Consider the following 20,386-nt stretch of genomic DNA (forward strand, 5'->3'; position numbering starts at 1 on the left):
CTCGATTCAGGGCATTCGCCCCGTTTGCCGGGGCACCAAGTGCAAGATCGACGCGCAAGCAGGGGCGGGGACGGGGTGGGGTTAGGTGGTTACCCGGGTTACGAAGGCGGTTAGGTGGGCTACGGTGCGGGTGATCTTTTCCTCCTGGGTCAGGGACTCGGGCAGGCGGGCGCCGGGGCCGGCGTCCTTGCGGCCCCGCACGTACAGGGAGCAGGCGAGGTCGTCGCAGAGGTAGATGCCCACCGAGTTGCCCTGCTGCCCGGCCTTGCCCGCCTTGCGCGCGACCATCAGGCTGACGCCGCCGGCCGGGTTGGTCAGGCACACCGAGCACATGTTGCGGCGCTGCTGCCCGGGTCCGGGGCTCGGGCGGCGCAGGGCCAGGCCGGTCGGGCGGCCGTCCAGGACGGCGACGAGGTAGGCGCGGTCGAGCGCCTGCGGATCTCGCCAGCCGAGGAAGTCGAGGTCGTCCCAGGGGCGGGTGCCGAGGTCACGCGGGACGTGCATCCGCTTCGCCTCGCCCTTGGTGCAGTTCACGAAGGCGGCACGGATCTCGGGTTCGGTCAAGGGTTGCATAAAACCGAGGGTAGTTTGCCTAAAGGTATTAGGCAAAGGCATAATAGGCTTTGGTGAGAGGGGACTCATGGCACGTGCGGGACTGAACCGGGAACGCCTGATCCAGGCCGGAGCGGAGCTGGCCGACGAGGTCGGCTTCGACCAGGTGACCGTCTCGGCGCTGGCCAGACGGTTCGGCGTCACGGTCGCCAGCCTCTACTCGCACGTGCGCAACTCCCAGGACCTGCGCACCGGGATCGCGCTGCTCGCGCTGGACGACCTCGCCGGCCGGGCCGCCGACGCGCTGGCCGGGCGGGCCGGCAAGGAGGCGCTGACCGCCTTCGCGAACGTCTACCGCGACTACGCCCACCGGCACCCGGGCCGCTGGGCCGCGGCCCAGTTGCGGCTCGACCCGCAGACCGCCGCCGACAGCGCCGGTTTCCGGCACTCGACGATGATGCGGGCGATCCTGCGCGGCTACCACCTGCCCGAGCCGGACCAGACGCACGCCGTCCGCCTGCTCGGCAGCGTCTTCCAGGGTTTCGTCGGCCTGGAGCTGGGGGGCAGCTTCGACCACAGCCCGCCCGCCCCGGCGGAGAGCTGGGAGCGGGTCCTGGACGCCGTCGACGCCCTGTTGCGCAACTGGCCCGGGTCCGACGCCGGTTAGGCCAGCGGCTCCACGCCGGCCGGGAGCCGGTCGGCGGCGGTCGCGTCGTGCACGTACTCCAGGAGGATGCGCCGCAGCTCGCGGCCGGCGTGGGTGGGCACCACGTCGCGGCGGCGGGCCACCGCGATGGTCCGGCGGACGCCGGGCGGGACGAGCCGGGTGACCCGGATGCCGGCCCGGCGGGCCACCACGATGCCGGGCACCAGCGCGACGCCGAGACCGGCCTCGACGAAGCTGAGCACGGCGTCCATCTCGCCGCCGTCCACCGACAGGGTCGGTTCGAAGCCGGCCGCCCGGCACGCCTGGAGCGTGGCGTCGCGCAGGTCGTAGCCCTCCCGGAACATCACCAGCGGCTGGTCGCGGAGGTCGGTGATGCGCAGCTCGCCCTCGGGCGAGGCGCCGGGCAGCGGGTCCACCGAGGCGACCACCAGGCTCTCGGCCAGGATCGGATCGACGCGCAGCCCCGGGTCGGCGCCGCCGGAGGGCATGATGACCAGCGCCAGGTCGAGGTCGCCGCGGAGCAGGTCGCGGACCAGGTCCTGCGAGCCACCCTCCTCGACCCGCAGGTCGACGGTCGGGTGGGCGTCACGGAAGCGGCGCAGCACCGGGGGCGCCAGCGAGGTGGCCAGGCTGGGCGTGGCGCCGAGCCGGACCCGGCCGCGACGCAGCCCGACCAGCTCCTGCACCTCGCGGGTGGCGGTGTCCACGTCGGCGAGGATCCGCTTGGCCAGCGGCAGCAGTACCTCGCCGGCCGCGGTGAGCGCGATGTTGCCCCTTACCCGCTCGAACAGCGGGGCCCCGAGGTCGGCCTCCAGGGCGTGAATTTGCTTACTCAACGAGGGCTGGGTTATGCCGACCACATCGGCCGCTTGGGTGAAATGTCGTACTTCTGCGACCGCGACGAAGTACCGGAGCTGATGGAGCTGCATCTCTATAGCCTACGGCTATCAAGACTGTGATTTCGATGCATTGGACGCCTGATCGAACTGCTCCTAGCGTCGGTCATGTGGTAATCACGAAAACTCGGTCGCCCATCCGCTCGAACGTCGGCCTGAAGGCCGTCATGGCGGTGACGGGCATCCTCCTGGTGCTGTTCCTGATCGTGCACATGCTCGGCAACCTGAAGATCTTCACGGGCGAGACGTCGTTCGACCACTACGCGCACTGGCTGCGGGATCTCGGCACGCCGCTGCTGCCGACCACCTGGTACCTGTGGATCCAGCGCACCGTGCTCACCGTGGCGGTGCTGGCCCACATCGGGGCGGCCGTCGTGCTGGCCATGCGCGCCCGCGCCGCCCGCCCGGTGGCGTACGCGCACCGCCGCAAGATCCACGTGAACTACGCGGCCCGCACCATGCGCTGGGGTGGTGTGATCATCCTGCTCTTCGTGATCTACCACATCCTGGACCTGACCACCGGTCACCTGAACCCGCAGGGCGACTCGGCCAACCCCTACGGCAACGTGGTCGCCGACTTCGCCCCGGAACGCTGGTACGTCACCCTCTTCTACACGCTCGCCATCGTGACCCTCGGCTTCCACCTGCGGCACGGCGCGTTCAGCGCGTTCCGCAGCCTCGGCCAGCAGACGCCGAAGGGCGAGCGCCGGGCCCGCGCCGCCGCGCTCGTCTTCGCCGTCGCGCTCTGCGCCGGCTACCTGGTGGTCCCGTTCGCCGTACTCACCGGATTGGTGGCCTGACATGGATCTCTACACCGAGGGCGACCCGATCGCCGACACCCGGGCCCCGGACGGCCCGGTCGAGACCCGGTGGGACCGGCACCGCTTCGAGATGAAGCTGGTCAACCCGGCCAACCGCCGCAAGCTCACCGTGATCGTGGTCGGCACCGGCCTGGCCGGCGGCTCCGCCGCCGCGACGCTGGCCGAGCAGGGCTACCACGTGAAGTCCTACTGCTACCAGGACAGCCCGCGCCGGGCCCACTCGATCGCCGCGCAGGGCGGCATCAACGCCGCGAAGAACTACCGCAACGACGGCGACTCGGTGCACCGTCTCTTCTACGACACGGTCAAGGGCGGCGACTTCCGCTCCCGCGAGTCGAACGTGCATCGGCTGGCCGAGGTCTCGGTCAACATCATCGACCAGTGCGTCGCGCAGGGCGTCCCGTTCGCCCGCGAGTACGGCGGCCTGCTCGACACCCGCTCCTTCGGCGGCGCGCAGGTGCAGCGCACCTTCTACGCCCGGGGCCAGACGGGCCAGCAACTCCTGCTCGGCGCGTACCAGGCGCTGGAGCGGCAGATCGGCCTGGGCAACGTGGAGATGAACGCCCGCCACGAGATGCTCGAACTGGTGACGATCGACGGCCGGGCCCGCGGCATCGTGGTCCGTGACATGGTCACCGGCGAGATCAGCACCGAGATGGCCGACGCGGTCGTGCTCGCCTCCGGCGGCTACGGCAACGTCTTCTACCTCTCCACCAACGCCAAGGGCTGCAACGTCACCGCCTCCTGGCGGGCGCACCGCAAGGGCGCGTACTTCGCCAACCCCTGCTACACCCAGATCCACCCGACCTGCATCCCGGTCTCCGGCGACCACCAGTCGAAGCTGACCCTGATGAGCGAGTCGCTGCGCAACGACGGCCGGGTGTGGGTGCCGAAGGCCAAGGGCGACGACCGCGGCCCGCGCGACATTCCCGAGGACGAGCGGGACTACTACCTGGAGCGGATCTACCCCTCCTTCGGCAACCTGGTCCCGCGCGACATCGCCTCGCGCGCCGCGAAGAACGTCTGCGACGAGGGGCGCGGCGTCGGCCCGACCGGCCTCGGCGTCTACCTGGACTTCGCCGACGCGATCGGGCGGCTCGGCCGCAAGGCCATCGAAGCCAAGTACGGCAACCTCTTCGAGATGTACGAGCGGATCACCGGCGAGGACCCGTACCAGGTGCCGATGCGGATCTACCCCGCCGTGCACTACACGATGGGCGGGCTCTGGGTCGACTACGACCTCCAGTCGACCATCCCCGGCCTGTTCGTGATCGGCGAGGCCAACTTCTCCGACCACGGCGCGAACCGCCTCGGCGCCTCGGCGCTGATGCAGGGCCTGGCCGACGGCTACTTCGTGCTGCCCAGCACGCTGGCCAACTACCTGGCCGCGTCCGGCCCGCTGGACAAGGTCGACGCCAGCCACCCGGAGGCGGTCGCGGCGCGCACCGAGGTCGAGGAGCGGCTGCGCAGGCTGCTCGCGATCAACGGCGACCGCACGGTGGACTCGTTCCACCGCGAGCTGGGCCAGATCATGTGGGAGCACTGCGGCATGGAGCGCTCCGACGCCGGGCTGCGCAAGGCGATCGACGAGATCCGGGCGCTGCGCGAGCAGTTCTGGCAGCGGGTGCGCGTCCCGGGCGACGGCGAGGGCCTCAACCAGTCGCTGGAGAAGGCCGGCCGGGTGGCCGACTTCTTCGAGCTGGCCGAGCTGATGTGCATCGACGCCCTGCACCGCGAGGAGTCCTGCGGCGGCCACTTCCGGGCCGAGTACCAGACCCCGGACGGCGAGGCGCAGCGCGACGACGACCGGTTCGCCTACGTGGCCGCCTGGGAGTACGCCGGCGACGGCCAGCCGGTGCTGCACAAGGAAGACCTGACCTTCGAATACGTCCACCCCTCGCAGCGGAGCTACAAGTGAACCTGACCCTGCGCATCTGGCGGCAGACCGGCCCCGAGGACAAGGGTCGGATGGTGACCTACCCGGTGCCGGACGTGTCCCCGGACATGTCGTTCCTGGAGATGCTCGACGTCCTCAACGAGCGGCTGATCCTCGACGGCGAGGAGCCGGTCGCCTTCGACCACGACTGCCGCGAGGGCATCTGCGGCACGTGCAGCCTCATGATCAACGGTGAGGCGCACGGGCCGCAGCGCGGCACCACCGCCTGCCAGTTGCACATGCGGCAGTTCTCCGACGGCGAGACGATCGACATCGAGCCCTGGCGGGCCCGCGCCTTCCCGGTCGTCAAGGACCTGGTGGTGAACCGGAACGCGTTCGACAAGATCATCGCCGCTGGCGGCTACGTCACCGCGCCGACCGGCAGCGCCCCCGAGGCGCACTCCACCCCGGTCGCCAAGGAGGACGCGGACGCCGCCTTCTCCGCCGCCGCCTGCATCGGCTGCGGCGCCTGCGTGGCGGCCTGCCCGAACGGCTCCGGCATGCTGTTCACCGCCGCCAAGGTCACCCAGCTCTCGCTGCTCCCCCAGGGCCAGCCCGAGCGCTACACCCGGGTGATCGGCATGGTGGACGCGCACGACGAGTCCGGCTTCGGCGGCTGCACCAACATCGGCGAGTGCGCGACGGCCTGCCCGAAGGGCATTCCGCTGAACACCATCGGCCGGCTCAACCGCGACTACCTCAAGGCGACGACGAAGCGCGCCGGCACCCCCGGCTCCTGAGCCCACCGCGGGCCACCCGCCGCCGACCACGACCGCCGCGCCCCGCAACCGGGGGCGCGGCGGTCGCCCGTTCCGGGGGTACGCACCGCGCAGCGGTCCGCCGACCCGCCTCCCCTCCCCGGCCATCGTCACGTCCGTCACCGGGTCCAGAGAAGTCGCTCCTCGACTGCCTTTAGAGCTGAGTCGTTCCTGATATCGCACGCTCACCCGGGACACCGGGACACCGGGACACCGGGACACCGGGACACCGGGACACCGGGACACCAGGACACCAGGACACCGGGACACCAGGACACCAGGACACCAGGACACCCCGACGCAGCCGACGCGAGCCAGGTCGGCACCCCGGCGAGTCGTTCCTGGCATCAGCTCGAAAGGCTGCGCCAGGCCATGCCGCTGACACGTGTGCCACGCCGGACACGGCCCGAACGTCTCCGGTTCAACTCGATCCTCCCGGGTAGCAGTCCCATGGACGGCACCGAGGAGGGACACACAGGCATGAAGGCACTGACCTGGCACGGCAAGCGTGACGTCCGGGTGGAGGACGTCCCGGACCCCCGGATCGAGGAGCCGACCGACGCGATCATCCGGATCACCTCGACCGCCATCTGCGGCTCCGACCTGCACCTGTACGAGGTGCTCGGGCCGTACCTCAAGCCCGGCGACGTGCTCGGGCACGAGCCGATGGGCGTCGTCGAGGAGGTCGGGTCGGGGGTGACCCGGCTCAAGAAGGGCGACCGGGTGGTCGTCCCGTTCAACATCTCCTGCGGGCACTGCTGGATGTGTGAGCGGCAGCTCTACGCGCAGTGCGAGACCACGCAGGTCACCGCCGAGGGCAAGGGCGCCTCGCTGTTCGGCTACACCTCGCTCTACGGCTCGGTCCCGGGCGGCCAGGCCGAGTACCTGCGCGTCCCGCAGGCCCAGTTCGGTCCGATCAAGATCCCGCCGACCGGGGCGGACGAGCGGTGGCTCTACCTCTCCGACATCCTGCCGACCGCGTGGCAGGCGGTGAAGTACGCGGACACCCCGCCCGGCGGCACGTTGGCCGTGTTCGGGCTCGGCCCCGTCGGGCAGTTCAGCGCCCGGATCGGCCGGCACCTCGGCGCCGGCCGGGTGATCGGGCTGGACCTGGTGCCGGAGCGGCTGGAGATGGCCCGCCGGCACGGCATCGAGGTGCTCGACGTGAGCCAGCTCGACGACGTGCCCGGCGCGCTCATCGACCTGGTCGACGGGCGCGGCCCGGATGCGGTGATCGACGCGGTCGGCATGGAGGCGCACGGCGCGCCGGTCGGCAAGATCGCTCAGGCGGCCGCGGGTCTGCTCCCGGACAAGCTGGCCCAGCCGATGATCGACGCGGCCGGCGTGGACCGGCTGGTGGTGCTGCACGCCGCGCTCAAGGCGGTCCGGCGCGGCGGCACCGTCTCGATCTCCGGGGTGTACGGCGGCGAGCAGGACCCGATGCCGCTGATGGAGATGTTCGACCGGGGCATCCAGTTGCGGATGGGGCAGTGCCACGTGCGGCGCTGGGTGGACGAGATCATCCCGCTGCTGGAGGGCGACGACGACCCGCTGGGCGTCGAGGACCTGCGGACCCACCGGCTGCCGCTGGCGCAGGCGCCGCAGGCGTACGAGATGTTCCAGAAGAAGGAGGACGGCTGCGTCAAGGTCGTGCTCGCACCGTGACCCGGACGGTGGTCGTCACCGGCGCGACCAGCGGGATCGGCCGGGCGGCGGCCCGGGAGTTCGCGGGCCGCGGGGACCGGCTGGTCCTCGCGGCCCGCTCCTCCGAGACGCTCGCCGAGGTGCGCCGGGAGTGCGCCGACGCCGGCGCGGCGGAGGTCCGGACCGTGCCCACCGACGTCACCGAACCCGGCGCGCTCGACGCCCTGGCCGCCGAGGTCGACCGGATCGACGTCTGGGTGCACACCGCTGCGGTGATGGCGTACGGGCGCTTCGAGGAGATCCCGGCGGAGGTCTTCGACCAGGTGGTCCGCACCGACCTGCTCGGCTCCGCCGGGGTGGCGCGGGTGGCGCTGCGGCACTTCAAGGAGACCGGCGCGGGCACGCTGATCCTCACCGGTTCCGTGCTCGGTCACATCACCGCGCCCTACATGAGCGGGTACGTCACCAGCAAGTGGGGCCTGCAGGGGCTGGCCCGGGCGTTGCAGCAGGAGTCCCGGGACCTGCCCGGCGTCAACGTCTGCCTGGTCACCCCCGGCAGCGTGGACACCCCGGTCTACCAGCAGGCGGCGAACTACGTGGGGCGGATCGGCCGGCCGCCGCTGCCGATCACCACCCCGGAACGGGTGGCCCGGGCCATCGCGCACTGCGCCGACAGACCCCGCCGGGAGATCTCGGTGGGCCCGGTCAACCTGCTCATGCGGGTCGGCTTCACCGCGCTGCCGGCGGTCTACGACGTCCTGGTCGGGCCGCTGATGCGGCTCGGCGGGCTCACCGGCCGCCCGGTGCCGCCGACCGAGGGCGTGGTGTTCGCGCCCAATCCGGCCGGCGAGGCGACGCGCGGCGGCTGGCTGCCCGACGTGTCGCGGGCGGTCCGCTCGGCGGTCGGGGCGACCGCGGCGGCCGGGTCGGCGATGCGGCGGAGGCTGGGCTGAGCCAGCCCCCGCGCCCGTCGTTTCCCGCACGGGCGCGGGGATGGCTACCGTGGAGTGCGGGACACGGCGGAGGGGACGAGCATGCGGGCACCAGCGGAGCGGGAACCGGACACGGCGGGCGGCGGCCGGGGGTGGCGGATCGCCGGGCTGGCCGCCGTCGCCGGGCTGGCGTGGGCGGCGCGGGACGTGCCGGCCCAGCTCGGCGGGCGGCTCACCGGCGCGCGGGCGGAACGGGCAGCCCGGTCGCCGCGGTTCCGCGACGGCACGTTCCACAACCCGACCGGCACCGGCGCCACCATGGTCGCCGACCCGGGCCGCAACCTGGTCCGGGAGCTGATCTTCGGCAAGCAGAAGCGGCGGCCGGGCAGCGCGGTGCCGCTGCTGCGCCCGGCCGACGCCGCGCCGGTCGACCCGGCCCGCGAGCTGAACGTGATCTGGTACGGCCACGCCTCCACGCTGGTGGAGATCGAGGGATATCGGGTGCTGCTCGACCCGGTGTGGAGCGACAGGTGCTCGCCGTCGACGCTGGTCGGCCCGCGACGCCTGCACGAGCCGCCGGTCCGCCTGGACGAGCTGCCCCGGCTCGACGCCATCCTCATCTCGCACGACCACTACGACCACCTGGACATGGCGACGGTCCGGGGGCTGCTCACGCACCAGTCGGCGCCGTTCCTGGTGCCGCTCGGCGTCGGCGCCCACCTCGACCGGTGGGGCGTGCCGGCGGACCGCGTCGTGGAGCTGGACTGGTCGGAGAGCCACCGGGTCGGCGGGCTGACCCTCACCGCCACCGCCGCGCAGCACTTCTCCGGGCGCGGGCTGCGTCGCGACGGCACGCTGTGGAGTTCCTGGGTGGTGGCCGGCGCGAACCGCCGGGTCTTCTACACCGGTGACTCCGGCTACTTCGACGGCTACGCCGGCATCGGCGCCGAGCACGGCCCGTTCGACGTCACGCTGATGCAGATCGGCGCGTACGACCGGGCCTGGCCGAACATCCACATGTTCCCGGAGGAGGCGGTCGCCGCCCACCTCGACGTGCGCGGCGAGCTGCTGGTGCCGGTGCACTGGGGCACGTTCAACCTGGCCCTGCACGACTGGTCGGAGCCGGTGGACCGGCTCTGGGCCGAGGCCAAGGCCCGGGACGTCCGGCTGGCCGTGCCCCGCCCCGGCGAGCGGGTGGTCGTCGACGAGCCGCCGGCGGTGGACGGCTGGTGGCAGGCGGTCGCCTGAGCCGGCGCGGTCGCCCGAGGCGGCTCAGAGCACGAACGCGTCCGTCCACAGCGCGCCCGAGCGCCCGGACAGCGCGTCCAGCATCGCCACCGCCTGACCGTCGGTGAGCTGCGCGACGAAGTCGACGATGGCCCGCCCCCGGGCCCGGCCGATCCGGTCCGGGGTGCGCGGGTGCAGCTCCGCCTCGGCCAGCTCGACCAGGTCGTGCAGCCGGCGGGGTAGCCGGGACTCCTCCTCCGGGTCGAGCAACCACTCCCAGAGCGCCTCGACCAGCGTGTCCAGCAGCCGGGCCTGCCCACGCTGGTGCAGCGCCAGGTCGGGGCGGGCCAGCACGAACCGGTGGTGGACGAACTTCAGCACCTGCACCTCGTGCCACTGCGCCTTGCCGAGCAGCACGTACCCGGAGCGCACGTGCGGCTCCGGGGTCACCGTGATGGCGTCCACGAAGCGGGTGGACCAGCGGGCCGAGAACCGGGCGACGTACTGCTCCGCCTCGATCGAGCCGTCGAACGGCAGCGCCAGCAGCCCCTCCACCAACTCCTCGCGGACGTGCTCGACGGCCGCGGCGAACGCGTCGTCGTCGGCGATCCAGCCGTCCTTGCGGTGCAACTGGCGGCGCAGCCGCTCGATCGCCGCGCCCGGACGACGACCGGCGGTGTCCAGCGCCGAGGCGGTGATCGAGCGCAGGTGCCCGCTCTCCCGCTGCCAGGCCATCAGCTCGGCCGCCACGGTGCCCTGCTGGAGCACCCCGACGCGATAGAAGTCCTCCACGTCGTGGATGGCGTAGGCGATGTCGTCGGCGGTGTCCATCACGGACGCCTCGGGCGTCTGCTGCCAGTCCGGGATCCGGCCGGCGAACGGCTCCCGGGCCTGCCGCAGGTCGTCCACCTCGGTCCGGTAGGCGCCGAACTTCACCGACCCGCTCTCCGGGTCGTCCGGCGGGCCGGCCGCGCCCCGGGGCGCCGGGTCGAGGTGCCGCGGGTGCGGGTCGGGGTGGTCCAGCCGGGTCCACGGGTATTTCAGCATCGCCGCCCGGACCGCCGCGGTCAGGTCCAGCCCGGTGGTCGCCGCGCCGCGGATCTCGGTGCTGGTGACGATCCGGTACGACTGGGCGTTGCCCTCGAAGCCGTCGGGCAGCCCGAGCCGCTGCCGGGCCAGCCGGTCAAGCACCCGCTCCCCCAGGTGCCCGAACGGCGGGTGCCCGAGGTCGTGGGCGAGCGCGGCGGCCTCCACCACGTCCGGGTCGCAGCCGCCCAGCTTCTCCAGCAGGTCCCGGTGCGCCGGGTCGGCGGTCAGCCGCTCGGCGATCGCCCGGGCCACCTGCGCCACCTTCAGGCTGTGGGTGAGCCGGTTGTGCACCAGCAGCCCCGAACCGCCCGGACTGATCACCTGGGTGACGCCGTTGAGCCGGGCGAAGAACGGCGACGAGACGATCCGGTCCCGGTCGGCCCGGAACGGGCCGGCGGCCAGGTCGCCGAGCGCCCGGGCGCTGCCCCCGAAGAGCCGCCGGGCCCGCGGATCCGCAGGTGCCTCCATGATCGCCACGCTAGCGCAGCCGGCGGCGGGCCGGGCACAGCCGGTCGGACGGGAGCGGCACAATGCAGGGCGGAACCCACCGGAGAAGGCGGATCAAGATCGTGACTCAGTCTGTGCACCAGCGGATCGCCGAGGAGCTCGGGGTCGCCGAGCGTCAGGTCCGGGCGGCCGTGGAGCTGCTCGACGGCGGCGCCACCGTGCCGTTCATCGCCCGCTACCGCAAGGAGGCCACCGGCACCCTCGACGACGCGCAGCTGCGCACGCTGGAGGAGCGGCTGCGCTACCTGCGGGAGCTGGACGAGCGGCGCGCCGCGGTGCTGGAGTCGATCCGGGGCCAGGGCAAGCTGGACGAGGCGCTGGAGGCGCAGATCCTCGCGGCCGACTCGAAGTCCCGCCTGGAGGACATCTACCTGCCCTACAAGCCGAAGCGGCGGACCCGCGCGCAGATCGCCCGCGAGGCCGGGTTGGAGCCGCTGGCCGACACGCTGCTCGCCGACCCGGCGCAGGACCCGAAGACGGTCGCGGCCGGCTTCGTGGACGCCGAGAAGGGCGTCGCCGACGCGGCCGCCGCGCTGGACGGGGCGCGGGCCGTCCTGATCGAGCGCTTCGCCGAGGACGCCGACCTGATCGGCACGCTGCGCGAGCAGATGTGGTCGCGGGGCCGGCTGGTCTCCCGAGTACGCGAGGGCCAGGACGCCGCCGGCGCCAAGTTCGCCGACTACTTCGACTTCGCCGAGCCGTACCCGAAGCTGCCCTCGCACCGGATCCTGGCCATGTTCCGGGGCGAGAAGGAAGGCGTGCTGGAGCTGACCATGGACCCCGAGGCCGAGGGCGACGCCGGCGCGGCCACCGGGCCCAGCCGCTACGAGGCGGCCGTCGCCGGCCGGTTCGGCGTCAGCGACCGGGGGCGGCCCGCCGACCGGTGGCTGGCCGACACGGTGCGCTGGGCCTGGCGTACCCGGATCCTCATCCACCTCGGCGCGGACCTGCGGATGCGGCTGTGGCAGGCGGCCGAGGAGGAGGCGGTGCGGGTCTTCGCCACGAACCTGCGCGACCTGCTGCTCGCCGCGCCCGCCGGCGCACGCGCCACCATGGGCCTCGACCCGGGCCTGCGGACCGGCGTGAAGGTGGCCGTGGTCGACGCCACCGGCAAGGTGGTCGCCACCGACACCATCTATCCGCACGAGCCGCGCCGCCAGTGGGACGCGTCGCTGCACACGCTCGCCACGCTGGCCGCCGCACACGGCGTGGAGCTGGTCGCGATCGGCAACGGCACCGCCAGCCGGGAGACCGACAAGCTGGCCGGCGACCTGATCAAGCAGCATCCGGAGCTGACGCTGACCAAGGTGGTCGTCTCCGAGGCCGGCGCGTCGGTCTACTCCGCGTCCGCGTACGCCTCGCAGGAGCTGCCCGGCCTCGACGTCTCGCTGCGCGGCGCGGTCTCCATCGCCCGTCGCCTCCAGGATCCGCTCGCCGAGCTGGTGAAGATCGACCCGCGGTCCATCGGCGTCGGGCAGTACCAGCACGACCTGTCCGAGGTGAAGCTGTCCCGCTCCCTCGACGCGGTGGTCGAGGACTGCGTGAACGGGGTCGGCGTGGACGTCAACACCGCCTCCGCACCGCTGCTCACCCGGGTCTCCGGCATCGGCGCCGGGTTGGCCGAGAACATCGTGCTGCACCGCGACGCCAACGGGCCGTTCCGCAGCCGGTCGGAGTTGAAGAAGGTGGCGCGGCTCGGACCGAAGGCGTTCGAGCAGTGCGCCGGCTTCCTGCGCATCCCCGGCGGCGACGACCCGCTCGACTCGTCCAGCGTGCACCCCGAGGCGTACCCGGTGGTGCGCCGCATCCTCGCCTCCACCGGGCAGGACCTGCGCGCGCTGATCGGCAGGTCGGCCATCCTGCGCGGCCTGCGCGCCACCGACTTCGTGGACGACACGTTCGGCCTGCCCACCGTCACCGACATCCTGGCCGAGCTGGAGAAGCCCGGCCGGGATCCGCGACCGGAGTTCCGCACCGCGACGTTCGTCGAGGGCGTGGAGAAGATCGGCGACCTGACGCCGGGGATGGTGCTGGAGGGCGTGGTCACCAACGTGGCCGCGTTCGGCGCGTTCGTCGACGTCGGCGTGCACCAGGACGGCCTGGTGCACGTCTCGGCGATGTCGCACACGTTCGTCAAGGACCCGCGCGACGTGGTGAAGTCCGGCGACGTGGTGAAGGTGCGGGTGCTCGACGTGGACGTGCCGCGCAAGCGGATCTCGTTGACGTTGCGGCTGGAGGACGAGGCGCCGGCCGGGAGCGGGCGTCCTGCGGGCGGCGACGGCCGGCGGGAGCGCGGCGGCCAGGGTGGCGGTCCGCGTGGTGGCGGTCAGAGCCGGGGCGGACCGGGCGGCGGCCCGCGCGGTGGTGGTGAGGGCGGCGGCCAGCGCGGTGACCGAGGTGGCTCACGCGGCGGTCCGCAGCAGCGGCAGGGACGCGGCGGCGGGGCGTCCGCACCGGTCAACGACGCCATGGCGGAGGCGCTGCGCCGGGCCGGCCTGGCCTGACCTCGTCGCGGCCCGCCGAGCTGATGTCACGCCCGACTCAGCTCGGCGGGGCCCGGCGCGGGGAGTCGACGGGTCGGTCGGAGGGCGCGGATGCCGGCGTACCCTCGCCGGTGTGGGCGGGGACGACGACACGCGGTGGCGGGAACGGCAACGTGAGGCGGTGCGGGCACACGCGGAGGCCGCCGCCCGGGAACGGGCGGCGGAGCAGGCGCAGGCCACGGAGCTGGTCACCCGGTTCGCCGCCGAGGCACTGCGGCGCGGGCTGCCGGTCGACCGCCTGACGGCGACCGGCCACGACGGGCGTGGCCGCTACCGCACCGGGCTCACCGGCTGGTACGTCGATCGCGCGCGTAGCCGGGCGGTGGACACCGAGGGGCGGTACTACCTGCTCACCGTGCCGCCGAGCCTGCGCTCCCGGCTGCTCGGGGCCGAGCCCCGGCCCACCGCGCCGCCGCTGATCGTCGGGCGGGGTGGGCGGGACGGCGAGTCGGTGCCGCTGGCGACGCTGCTCAGCCGGCGTCTCGAGGCGGGCGACGGCTGGCGCTGACCGGCGTCGCGCCACGCTCGACCCGCTGTCGCGGCACCGCGTGGCCGGCCCGTCGTGCCACGTGCCGCCACCAGCACAGTTGGACGACCAGGGTGAGCAGGCCGGCCAGCACGATGGCGGCCAGGTTGATCACCAGTTGCAGGGCGGACCCGGCCGCCTCGTGCCACACCCCGTACGCGGTCGCGACGGCCACGTTCGCCGCCGCCGGCACGGTGGTCACGGAGATCAGCACCCCGACCAGCGAACCGGACTTCTTCGAGGTCAGTGAGAGCATGCCGGCGACGCCGGCGAGCAGTCCGACCACCCAGGAGAGGGCGTCCGGGCGCCAGATGAAATCGGTCAACGGCCGCTCGGCCAGCAGCATGTCCCGGTCGACGAGCCCGGCCGCGTCGAGCGCCCAGGTGCTGAGCACGGTGGCCACCATGGCGGCGAGGAAGCCTACCGTCAGGGCCTGCACCGACCGGCCGACGACCGGCGGCTGACGCCGCAGCAACGCCACGCAGAGCGCGGCGAGCGGCCCGAACTCGGGGCCGACCACCATCGCGCCGACGATCAGGATGGGCTGGTCCAGCAGCACGCCGATTCCAGCGATCATGGTGGCGACCACGATCAGGGCGAGGAAGGTGCCGGTGAGCACGGTCTGCTCGCCGGTCTTCGCGGCGATCTCGTCCCAGACCACGGCGTCCTCACCGTGTCCGGGCGCGTCCTCGGCGGCGCGGTCGGCCGCCTCGGAGAGCGTCAGCTCCACGTCGTCGGCGGCGATCGCCCCGTGCGTCTCGATGCCGAGTTCCTGAAGCTCACGCAGCACCTTGTCCGCGTTCTCCCGGACGACGTCACAGGTGACGTAGTCGCCGGCCGGCTGGCGGGCCGCCCCGGGGAACACCACCAGGTGGGTCACTCCGGGGTCGGCCGTCAGCAGCTCGACCACGGCCGACGACCGGTCGCCGGGAGCGATCACTCTCAGGTGCAGCAATCGAGGCTCCTGTGCTCGGGAACGTTCCTGCGTGGCCGACGCACTCTACTCCGGGTGGCCGTCGCTTCCGACCGAGGTGACCGCGCGAGCGTATCCGCAGCGGGAGCGGTGCGTTGAGGACGACGACACCCGCAACTCCAAATACCGACAAATAGCTACCAATAGGATAGAATTCACCGCAGGCGTGTGATTGGAGCCGTATGGCCGGCCGCATCTTCCTGTCCGCTCCGGACGTCGGAAGTCTGGAAGAGTCCTACCTGCTCGGCGCGCTGCGTTCCGGCTGGGTGGCACCGGTCGGGCCGGATCTGGACGCCTTCGAGCGCGAGGTCGCCGCGCGGGCCGGTGTGGCCGCGGCGGTCGGGGTGAGCAGCGGCACGGCCGCCCTACACCTGGCTCTGCTCGCGCTCGGCGTCGGCCGGGGACAGGTGGTGGTCGTTCCCACCCTGACATTTGCCGCCTCCGCCAACGCGGTCGTCTACACCGGCGCCGAACCCGTCTTCGTCGACTGCGACCCGCAGACCGGAAACCTCGACGTGCCGCTGCTCCTCGACACCCTCGACCGGCTGGGCGCCCACGGCCGCCGGGTCGGCGCCGTCATGACGGTGGACCTGTTCGGCGGTTGCGTCGACTACACCGCCCTGCTGCCGGCGTGCGCCGCCGCGGGCGTGCCGGTCGTCGAGGACGCCGCCGAGGCGTTGGGCGCGACCCATCACGACCGGGCCGCCGGTTCGTTCGGGCGGGTCGCCGCGTTCTCCTTCAACGGCAACAAGATCATGACCACCTCCGGCGGCGGCATGGTCGTCTCCGACGACGTCGGCCTGATCGGCCGGTGCCGCCATCTGGCGACCCAGGCGCGCGAGCCGGTCCCGCACTACGAACACGTCGAGATCGGCTACAACTATCGACTCAGCAACCTGCTCGCCGCGCTCGGCCGGGCCCAGTTGCATCGGCTCGACGCCATGATCGCTCGTCGCCGTCACCTGCGCGAACGGTACGCCAAGCTCTTCGCGCCGATCCCTGGCGTGCGGCTGCTCAACGAGGCCGACACCGGCTCGAACTGCTGGCTGACCACGATCGTGGTGGACCCGGAACGGGCCGGATGGTCCGCCACCGAGCTGGGCCGCTGGCTCGCGTCCGTCGACATCGAGACCCGCCCGGTCTGGAAGCCGATGCACCTGCAACCGGTCTTCGCCCGGGCCGCCCGGTTCGTCACCGGAGCCGCCGAAGACCTCTTCACCCACGGTCTCAACCTGCCGAGCGGTTCGGCTCTCACCGACGCCGAGATGGACCGCGTCGAAGGGGCCGTCGTCCGATTCCTGGAGCACCGATGACCGTCACCGTCGACGTCACCGACGCCGGCCCGATCGACCCCGCCACCGACTCCCGCCGCCCCGACGTGTACTTCACCAGTGGGTACGGCGAGGCGGTGGCCGCCGACGGCTCGGGATCGTGGCGCCTGGCCCACCACGACGACGACCTGGTGCTGCTGCCGTACCTGCTCCGGCCGTTGGGCGATGACGCGGCCGACGCGGTGAGTCCGTACGGCTACTGCGGCATCCACGTCGCCCCGGAGTGTCGCCCGAGCGATCTGGTCGCGTTCTGGTCCGCGCTGGGTGACCGGTGGCGCGCGGAGGGCGTGGTCAGTCTCTTCCTCCGGTTCTCGCCGCTCGACCCGGCATCGGTCGATGCGGTTCGCGGATTGGACGGCATGTCCCTGACCCGGCGTGCGGACACGGTCACCGTGCCGGTGCGGGCGACGCCGACGGAGATCTGGGACGACATGGAGGGTCGGTCCCGGACCGCGATCCGCAAGGCGCGGCGCGGCGGCATGCACGGCACGGTACGACCGGCGGAAGCCGAGGACGTGGCTGCCGCGTCCCCCTTCCGCCAGTTGTACGAGTCGACCATGACCCGCGTCGGCAGTGCGGCCGGTTACTTCTTCCCCGAGGCGTACTACCGGCGCCTGCTGACCGGGCTCGGCCCGTCACTGTTGCTGGCGGAGGTACGCGACGGCACCTCGGCCGTGGTGGCGGCGGCCCTGGTGCTGCGGCACGGCGGCCGGGTGCACTACCACCTCGCCGGGTCACGACCGGAGGCCGCCCGCGAGGGCGCCAACAACATGCTCGTGTGGACGATCCTGGAGTGGGCGGCGGAGACCGGGGCGGACGTCGTCCACCTCGGGGGCGGGTTGCAGGCCGACGACAACCTCTTCCGGTTCAAACGCGCGTTCGGCGGGCTGCGTACACCGTTCTGGACCGGCACCGTGATCCTCGACCACGAGCGGTACGACCGGCTCACCGAGGAGCGCGCCGCCCGGCTCGGCCTGCCCGCGGCGCACCTGCGGCAGAGCGGCTACTTCCCGGCCTACCGTTTCGGCGGAGCCTGAGTGCCCGGCGACCGGCATCTGCGGGCGCGGCCACGGACCGACCCCGACGACCGGTGGGAGGTCGGGTCGTCGTTCCCCCTCACCCACGCCGCCGGCCCCGGCACGACGCGCCTGCCGAGCCCGCTCCGGCTGTACGGCACCGGCCGGCAGGCGTTGCTCGCCCTCCTGCGGATGGGGAGGACGGAACTGGGCTGGACCGCGGTGCACCTGCCGGCCTACTACTGCCCGCCGGTGGCGGACGCCGCCGCGACCGTGCTCCCGGTGCGGCGGTACGACGCCGGTCCGCGAGGGCACGTCGACCCGCCCCGCCCCGGTCCGACCGAGGCGGTCGTCGCGGTGTCGTACTTCGGTGATCGCCCGGCGGACCCGGTCACCCGGGGCGCCGCGCTGGTGGTCGACAGCACCCACGACCCGTTCGCGCCCTGGCTGCCCTCGACCGGCGCCGACTACGTGCTGGCCGCCCTGCGCAAGACGCTGCCCCTGCCCGACGGGGCCGCGCTGTGGTCGCCGGCGGGCCATCACCTGCCCGCGCAGCCCGCGCCCTCGGTCCGGCACCGGGCGGCGGCCGGTCAGGTCCTGGCCGCCATGTGCCTCAAGGCGACGTACCTGTCCGGCTCCCCGGTCGAGAAGAACGCGTTCCTGTCCGCCTTCGCCGCCGGCGAGGCAGCGTACGGGTCGACCTCGGTCAGCGGGGCCAGCGACTACACCCGTGAGGCGTTGCCGGCCATGCCGGTGGACCGGTGGCGCCGGCAACGGACGGCCAACGCCGTGGTTCTCGGTGACGCGCTGGCCGGCGTCGTCGGGTTGCGGGCGCATGTCCACCCGTTCGGCGTCGTCGTGGAGTGCGACTCCGGCGAGCTGCGTGAGGCGCTGCGGACGGCCCTGGTCGCCCGCCGCGTCTATCCGGCTGTCCTGTGGCCGCAGCCGCCGGACGCGCCCGCGCGCCACCTGGACTACTCCCGTCGGATGTTGCACCTGCACACCGACCACCGCTGGCGCGCGGAGGACATGCTCCGCGTCGCCGCTCGGATCCACGACGTCCTCGCTCCGGTGACGGGGCCGACGCCCGATCCGACAGATACGCGAGAGGTGATGGAATGCTGACTGGCCGACTGGTGGCGCTGAGGCCCATGGTCGCCACCGACCTCGAGTTCCTGGCCGACCTCACCAACGCCGGCCCGGTACGGACCCACGTCGTCGGCTGGGACTGGCCGGTGACGGTCGACGCCCAACGTGAATGGCTCGCCCAGACCCACCGTGACGGGCGGAACCGCAGGCTCACCGTCACCGACGCGGCGACCGACGAGCCGATCGGGATGACCGGCCTGTGGGAGATCGACTGGCACAACCGTTCGGCACTCAGTGCCGTCAAGTTGATGCCGGGACGCGCCCCGAAGGGCGCGGGCACCGACTCGATCATGCTGATGATGGCGTGGAGCTTCTACGAGGTGGGCCTGCGCCGCCTGCACAGCACCATCCTGGACTTCAACGCGGCCAGCCTCGGCGCGTACGTCCGCCGGTGCGGCTGGCGGATCGAGGGCCGGGAGCGGCAGGCGGTCTTCCGCCGTGGCGACTGGCGCGACCTGCTTCGGGTGGCGATCCTCCGGTCGGAGTTCGACGAGCTGCCCGACTCCGCCGAGTACGTCGAGCGGGTCTGCGGCGCGGCGCACCGGTCGGCCGACGCCGGCGCCGGAGTGGTTCGGCAACTGGCGGAGGTGACCCGATGAGGGTCGCGGTCACCGCGGAGTCGCGGTTCCTCCGCACTCCGGACGGTCACGTGTGGATCGAGATCGGCCCCGACCACGCCATCTGGGCGCGTTACCTCGCCGCGTTCGACGAGGTGCGGGTCGTCGCCCGCGTCCTCGACGTGGCCGAAGCCCCGGCCGGCGCCAACCGGGTCGACGGCCCGGGCGTCCACGTCCGGGCCCTGCCGCACTACGTCGGCCCGGCGGGCTACGTCCGCAACCTGCCCGGGATCCGGCGGGCGGTGATCGGCGCGACCGACGGCGCGGACGCGGTGATCCTCCGGGTGCCGTCGCCGATGGCCACCATGCTGAGCAACTGGTTGGACCGGCGGGGCCGGCCCTACGCGCTCGAGGTCATCGGCGACCCGTACGACGTGTTCGCTCCCGGCGTCGTCGACCACCCGTTGCGCCCCGTGCTGCGTCGCTGGTGCACCGGCGCCATGCGCCGACAGTGTCGCAGCGCGGTCGCGGTCAGCTACGAGACCACCCGTACGCTCCAGGCCCGCTATCCCGCGCGGCCGGACGTGCCGGCGATGGGGATCTCCTCGGTCGACCTGCCGGACGACGCCTACGTCGCCGCCCCGCGGGTGGTCGGGCCGGCCCCCCAGCGGCCGACCCTGGTGTCGGTGGGCTCGTTGGAACAGCTCTACAAGGGCATCGACACCCTGATCGAGGCAATCGCACGGTTGGACGCCACCGTGCCGCCGGTTCACCTGGTGCACGTGGGGGTCGGCCGGAGCCGTGCGGCTCTGGAGGACCTCGCGGTGCGGTCGGGCGTGGCCGACCGGATCCGGTTCGTCGGATGGCTGCCGGGGGTGGACGCCCTACGCGATCAACTGGACTCCGCGGATCTGTTCGTCATGCCCTCGCGTACGGAAGGGCTGCCGCGGGCGCTGATCGAGGCGATGGCCCGGGCCCTGCCGGCGGTCGGCTCCACCGCGGGCGGCATCCCCGAACTCCTCGCCCCGGACGCCCTGTTCCGGCCGGGGGACGTGACGGGCCTGGCCGCACTGATCGGTCGCACGGTGACCGACCCGGACCGGCTGGCCGCGCACTCCCGTCGGAACCTGGCCGTCGCGCGGGAGTTCAGCGCGGACCGCCTCGGCGCGCGACGGACCGAGTTCTACCGGTCGGTCGCCGACTGGACGCGCCCGCGGTCGCTGCTGAGCGACCGGCGCTGAGTCGACGGCAGGGTCACGCAC

The 20,386-nt window shown here is 72.9% G+C and carries 18 protein-coding genes; 14 read left to right on the forward strand and 4 right to left on the reverse strand.

The window, feature by feature from the left end; genetic code table 11:
• Positions 1–81: 81 nt before the first annotated feature.
• Positions 82–573, reverse strand: a complete 492-nt coding sequence (locus tag H1D33_RS14160; RefSeq protein WP_181567626.1) for an FBP domain-containing protein — start codon at positions 571–573, stop codon at positions 82–84.
• A 67-nt stretch (positions 574–640) separates the two neighbouring features.
• Between H1D33_RS14160 and H1D33_RS14165 the strand changes: the two genes are divergently transcribed.
• Entirely contained in the window at positions 641–1,219 is a 579-nt protein-coding gene (locus H1D33_RS14165) for a TetR/AcrR family transcriptional regulator (protein ID WP_181567625.1), read from the forward strand.
• On the opposite strand, the gene H1D33_RS14170 is transcribed toward H1D33_RS14165, so the two are convergent.
• The gene (locus H1D33_RS14170) at positions 1,216–2,154 is read right to left on the reverse strand and encodes a LysR family transcriptional regulator (RefSeq protein ID WP_181572747.1); all 939 of its coding nucleotides are present in this window, start codon (positions 2,152–2,154) and stop codon (positions 1,216–1,218) included. The two genes, H1D33_RS14165 and H1D33_RS14170, sit on opposite strands and share 4 nt — an antisense overlap.
• Before the next feature lie 29 nt (positions 2,155–2,183).
• On the opposite strand from H1D33_RS14170, the gene H1D33_RS14175 reads away from it, so the two are divergent.
• From H1D33_RS14175 to H1D33_RS14200, 6 genes are all read left to right on the forward strand, one after another.
• Positions 2,184–2,915 (forward strand): succinate dehydrogenase cytochrome b subunit, encoded by a 732-nt coding sequence (locus H1D33_RS14175; RefSeq protein ID WP_181567624.1) that lies wholly within the window; start codon positions 2,184–2,186, stop codon positions 2,913–2,915.
• Between the two features lies 1 nt (position 2,916).
• Complete coding sequence (locus tag H1D33_RS14180; protein ID WP_181567623.1) at positions 2,917–4,854, forward strand: fumarate reductase/succinate dehydrogenase flavoprotein subunit; 1,938 nt, start codon at positions 2,917–2,919, stop codon at positions 4,852–4,854.
• A complete protein-coding gene (locus H1D33_RS14185) occupies positions 4,851–5,612 on the forward strand; it encodes a succinate dehydrogenase/fumarate reductase iron-sulfur subunit (protein ID WP_181567622.1) in 762 nt (253 codons plus the stop codon). The genes H1D33_RS14180 and H1D33_RS14185 overlap by 4 nt, the downstream gene beginning before the upstream one ends.
• Positions 5,613–6,110: 498 nt before the next feature.
• The gene (locus H1D33_RS14190; protein ID WP_181567621.1) at positions 6,111–7,295 is read left to right on the forward strand and encodes a zinc-dependent alcohol dehydrogenase; all 1,185 of its coding nucleotides are present in this window, start codon (positions 6,111–6,113) and stop codon (positions 7,293–7,295) included.
• Positions 7,292–8,227, forward strand: coding sequence for an SDR family NAD(P)-dependent oxidoreductase (locus H1D33_RS14195; protein WP_181567620.1), 936 nt, complete (start codon positions 7,292–7,294; stop codon positions 8,225–8,227). The genes H1D33_RS14190 and H1D33_RS14195 overlap by 4 nt, the downstream gene beginning before the upstream one ends.
• Positions 8,228–8,308: 81 nt before the next feature.
• On the forward strand, positions 8,309–9,454 hold the full coding sequence (locus tag H1D33_RS14200) for an MBL fold metallo-hydrolase (protein WP_181567619.1): 1,146 nt from the start codon (positions 8,309–8,311) through the stop codon (positions 9,452–9,454).
• A 24-nt stretch (positions 9,455–9,478) separates the two neighbouring features.
• On the opposite strand, the gene H1D33_RS14205 is transcribed toward H1D33_RS14200, so the two are convergent.
• Complete coding sequence (locus H1D33_RS14205; RefSeq protein WP_181567618.1) at positions 9,479–10,990, reverse strand: deoxyguanosinetriphosphate triphosphohydrolase family protein; 1,512 nt, start codon at positions 10,988–10,990, stop codon at positions 9,479–9,481.
• Between the two features lie 62 nt (positions 10,991–11,052).
• Between H1D33_RS14205 and H1D33_RS14210 the strand changes: the two genes are divergently transcribed.
• Together H1D33_RS14210 and H1D33_RS14215 are read left to right on the forward strand one after the other, a co-directional pair.
• Entirely contained in the window at positions 11,053–13,533 is a 2,481-nt protein-coding gene (locus H1D33_RS14210) for a Tex family protein (RefSeq protein ID WP_181567617.1), read from the forward strand.
• A gap of 112 nt (positions 13,534–13,645) precedes the next feature.
• Entirely contained in the window at positions 13,646–14,080 is a 435-nt protein-coding gene (locus H1D33_RS14215; protein ID WP_181567616.1) for a hypothetical protein, read from the forward strand.
• On the opposite strand, the gene H1D33_RS14220 is transcribed toward H1D33_RS14215, so the two are convergent.
• Positions 14,043–15,053 (reverse strand): DUF389 domain-containing protein, encoded by a 1,011-nt coding sequence (locus H1D33_RS14220; RefSeq protein ID WP_181567615.1) that lies wholly within the window; start codon positions 15,051–15,053, stop codon positions 14,043–14,045. The two genes, H1D33_RS14215 and H1D33_RS14220, sit on opposite strands and share 38 nt — an antisense overlap.
• Positions 15,054–15,253: 200 nt before the next feature.
• Here H1D33_RS14220 and H1D33_RS14225 point away from each other — a divergent pair, with 200 nt between their 5' ends.
• Genes H1D33_RS14225 through H1D33_RS14245 form a run of 5 tightly spaced genes read left to right on the forward strand, consistent with a single transcriptional unit; the run spans position 15,254 to position 20,365 of the window.
• Positions 15,254–16,384 (forward strand): aminotransferase class I/II-fold pyridoxal phosphate-dependent enzyme, encoded by a 1,131-nt coding sequence (locus H1D33_RS14225; RefSeq protein ID WP_181567614.1) that lies wholly within the window; start codon positions 15,254–15,256, stop codon positions 16,382–16,384.
• The gene (locus tag H1D33_RS14230; protein ID WP_181567613.1) at positions 16,381–17,439 is read left to right on the forward strand and encodes a lipid II:glycine glycyltransferase FemX; all 1,059 of its coding nucleotides are present in this window, start codon (positions 16,381–16,383) and stop codon (positions 17,437–17,439) included. The genes H1D33_RS14225 and H1D33_RS14230 overlap by 4 nt, the downstream gene beginning before the upstream one ends.
• Positions 17,440–18,543: an aspartate aminotransferase family protein gene (locus H1D33_RS14235; RefSeq protein WP_181567612.1), complete on the forward strand. Its 1,104-nt coding sequence runs from the start codon at positions 17,440–17,442 to the stop codon at positions 18,541–18,543.
• The gene (locus H1D33_RS14240) at positions 18,537–19,166 is read left to right on the forward strand and encodes a GNAT family N-acetyltransferase (RefSeq protein WP_181567611.1); all 630 of its coding nucleotides are present in this window, start codon (positions 18,537–18,539) and stop codon (positions 19,164–19,166) included. The genes H1D33_RS14235 and H1D33_RS14240 overlap by 7 nt, the downstream gene beginning before the upstream one ends.
• Positions 19,163–20,365 (forward strand): glycosyltransferase family 4 protein, encoded by a 1,203-nt coding sequence (locus H1D33_RS14245; RefSeq protein WP_181567610.1) that lies wholly within the window; start codon positions 19,163–19,165, stop codon positions 20,363–20,365. Before H1D33_RS14240 ends, H1D33_RS14245 begins: the two co-directional genes overlap by 4 nt.
• Positions 20,366–20,386: the final 21 nt, after the last annotated feature.

Source organism: Micromonospora ferruginea (assembly GCF_013694245.2).
Taxonomy (GTDB): domain Bacteria; phylum Actinomycetota; class Actinomycetes; order Mycobacteriales; family Micromonosporaceae; genus Micromonospora; species Micromonospora robiginosa.

Bases quoted from the DNA above. Each gene is read 5' to 3' on its own strand.
- H1D33_RS14160 (WP_181567626.1), bottom strand. From the start codon at position 573: ATGCAACCCTTGACCGAACCCGAGATCCGTGCCGCCTTCGTGAACTGC.
- H1D33_RS14165 (WP_181567625.1), top strand. From the start codon at position 641: ATGGCACGTGCGGGACTGAACCGGGAACGCCTGATCCAGGCCGGAGCG.
- H1D33_RS14175 (WP_181567624.1), top strand. From the start codon at position 2,184: ATGCATTGGACGCCTGATCGAACTGCTCCTAGCGTCGGTCATGTGGTA.
- H1D33_RS14180 (WP_181567623.1), top strand. From the start codon at position 2,917: ATGGATCTCTACACCGAGGGCGACCCGATCGCCGACACCCGGGCCCCG.
- H1D33_RS14190 (WP_181567621.1), top strand. From the start codon at position 6,111: ATGAAGGCACTGACCTGGCACGGCAAGCGTGACGTCCGGGTGGAGGAC.
- H1D33_RS14200 (WP_181567619.1), top strand. From the start codon at position 8,309: ATGCGGGCACCAGCGGAGCGGGAACCGGACACGGCGGGCGGCGGCCGG.
- H1D33_RS14205 (WP_181567618.1), bottom strand. From the start codon at position 10,990: ATGGAGGCACCTGCGGATCCGCGGGCCCGGCGGCTCTTCGGGGGCAGC.
- H1D33_RS14210 (WP_181567617.1), top strand. From the start codon at position 11,053: ATGCAGGGCGGAACCCACCGGAGAAGGCGGATCAAGATCGTGACTCAG.
- H1D33_RS14225 (WP_181567614.1), top strand. From the start codon at position 15,254: ATGGCCGGCCGCATCTTCCTGTCCGCTCCGGACGTCGGAAGTCTGGAA.
- H1D33_RS14230 (WP_181567613.1), top strand. From the start codon at position 16,381: ATGACCGTCACCGTCGACGTCACCGACGCCGGCCCGATCGACCCCGCC.
- H1D33_RS14240 (WP_181567611.1), top strand. From the start codon at position 18,537: ATGCTGACTGGCCGACTGGTGGCGCTGAGGCCCATGGTCGCCACCGAC.
- H1D33_RS14245 (WP_181567610.1), top strand. From the start codon at position 19,163: ATGAGGGTCGCGGTCACCGCGGAGTCGCGGTTCCTCCGCACTCCGGAC.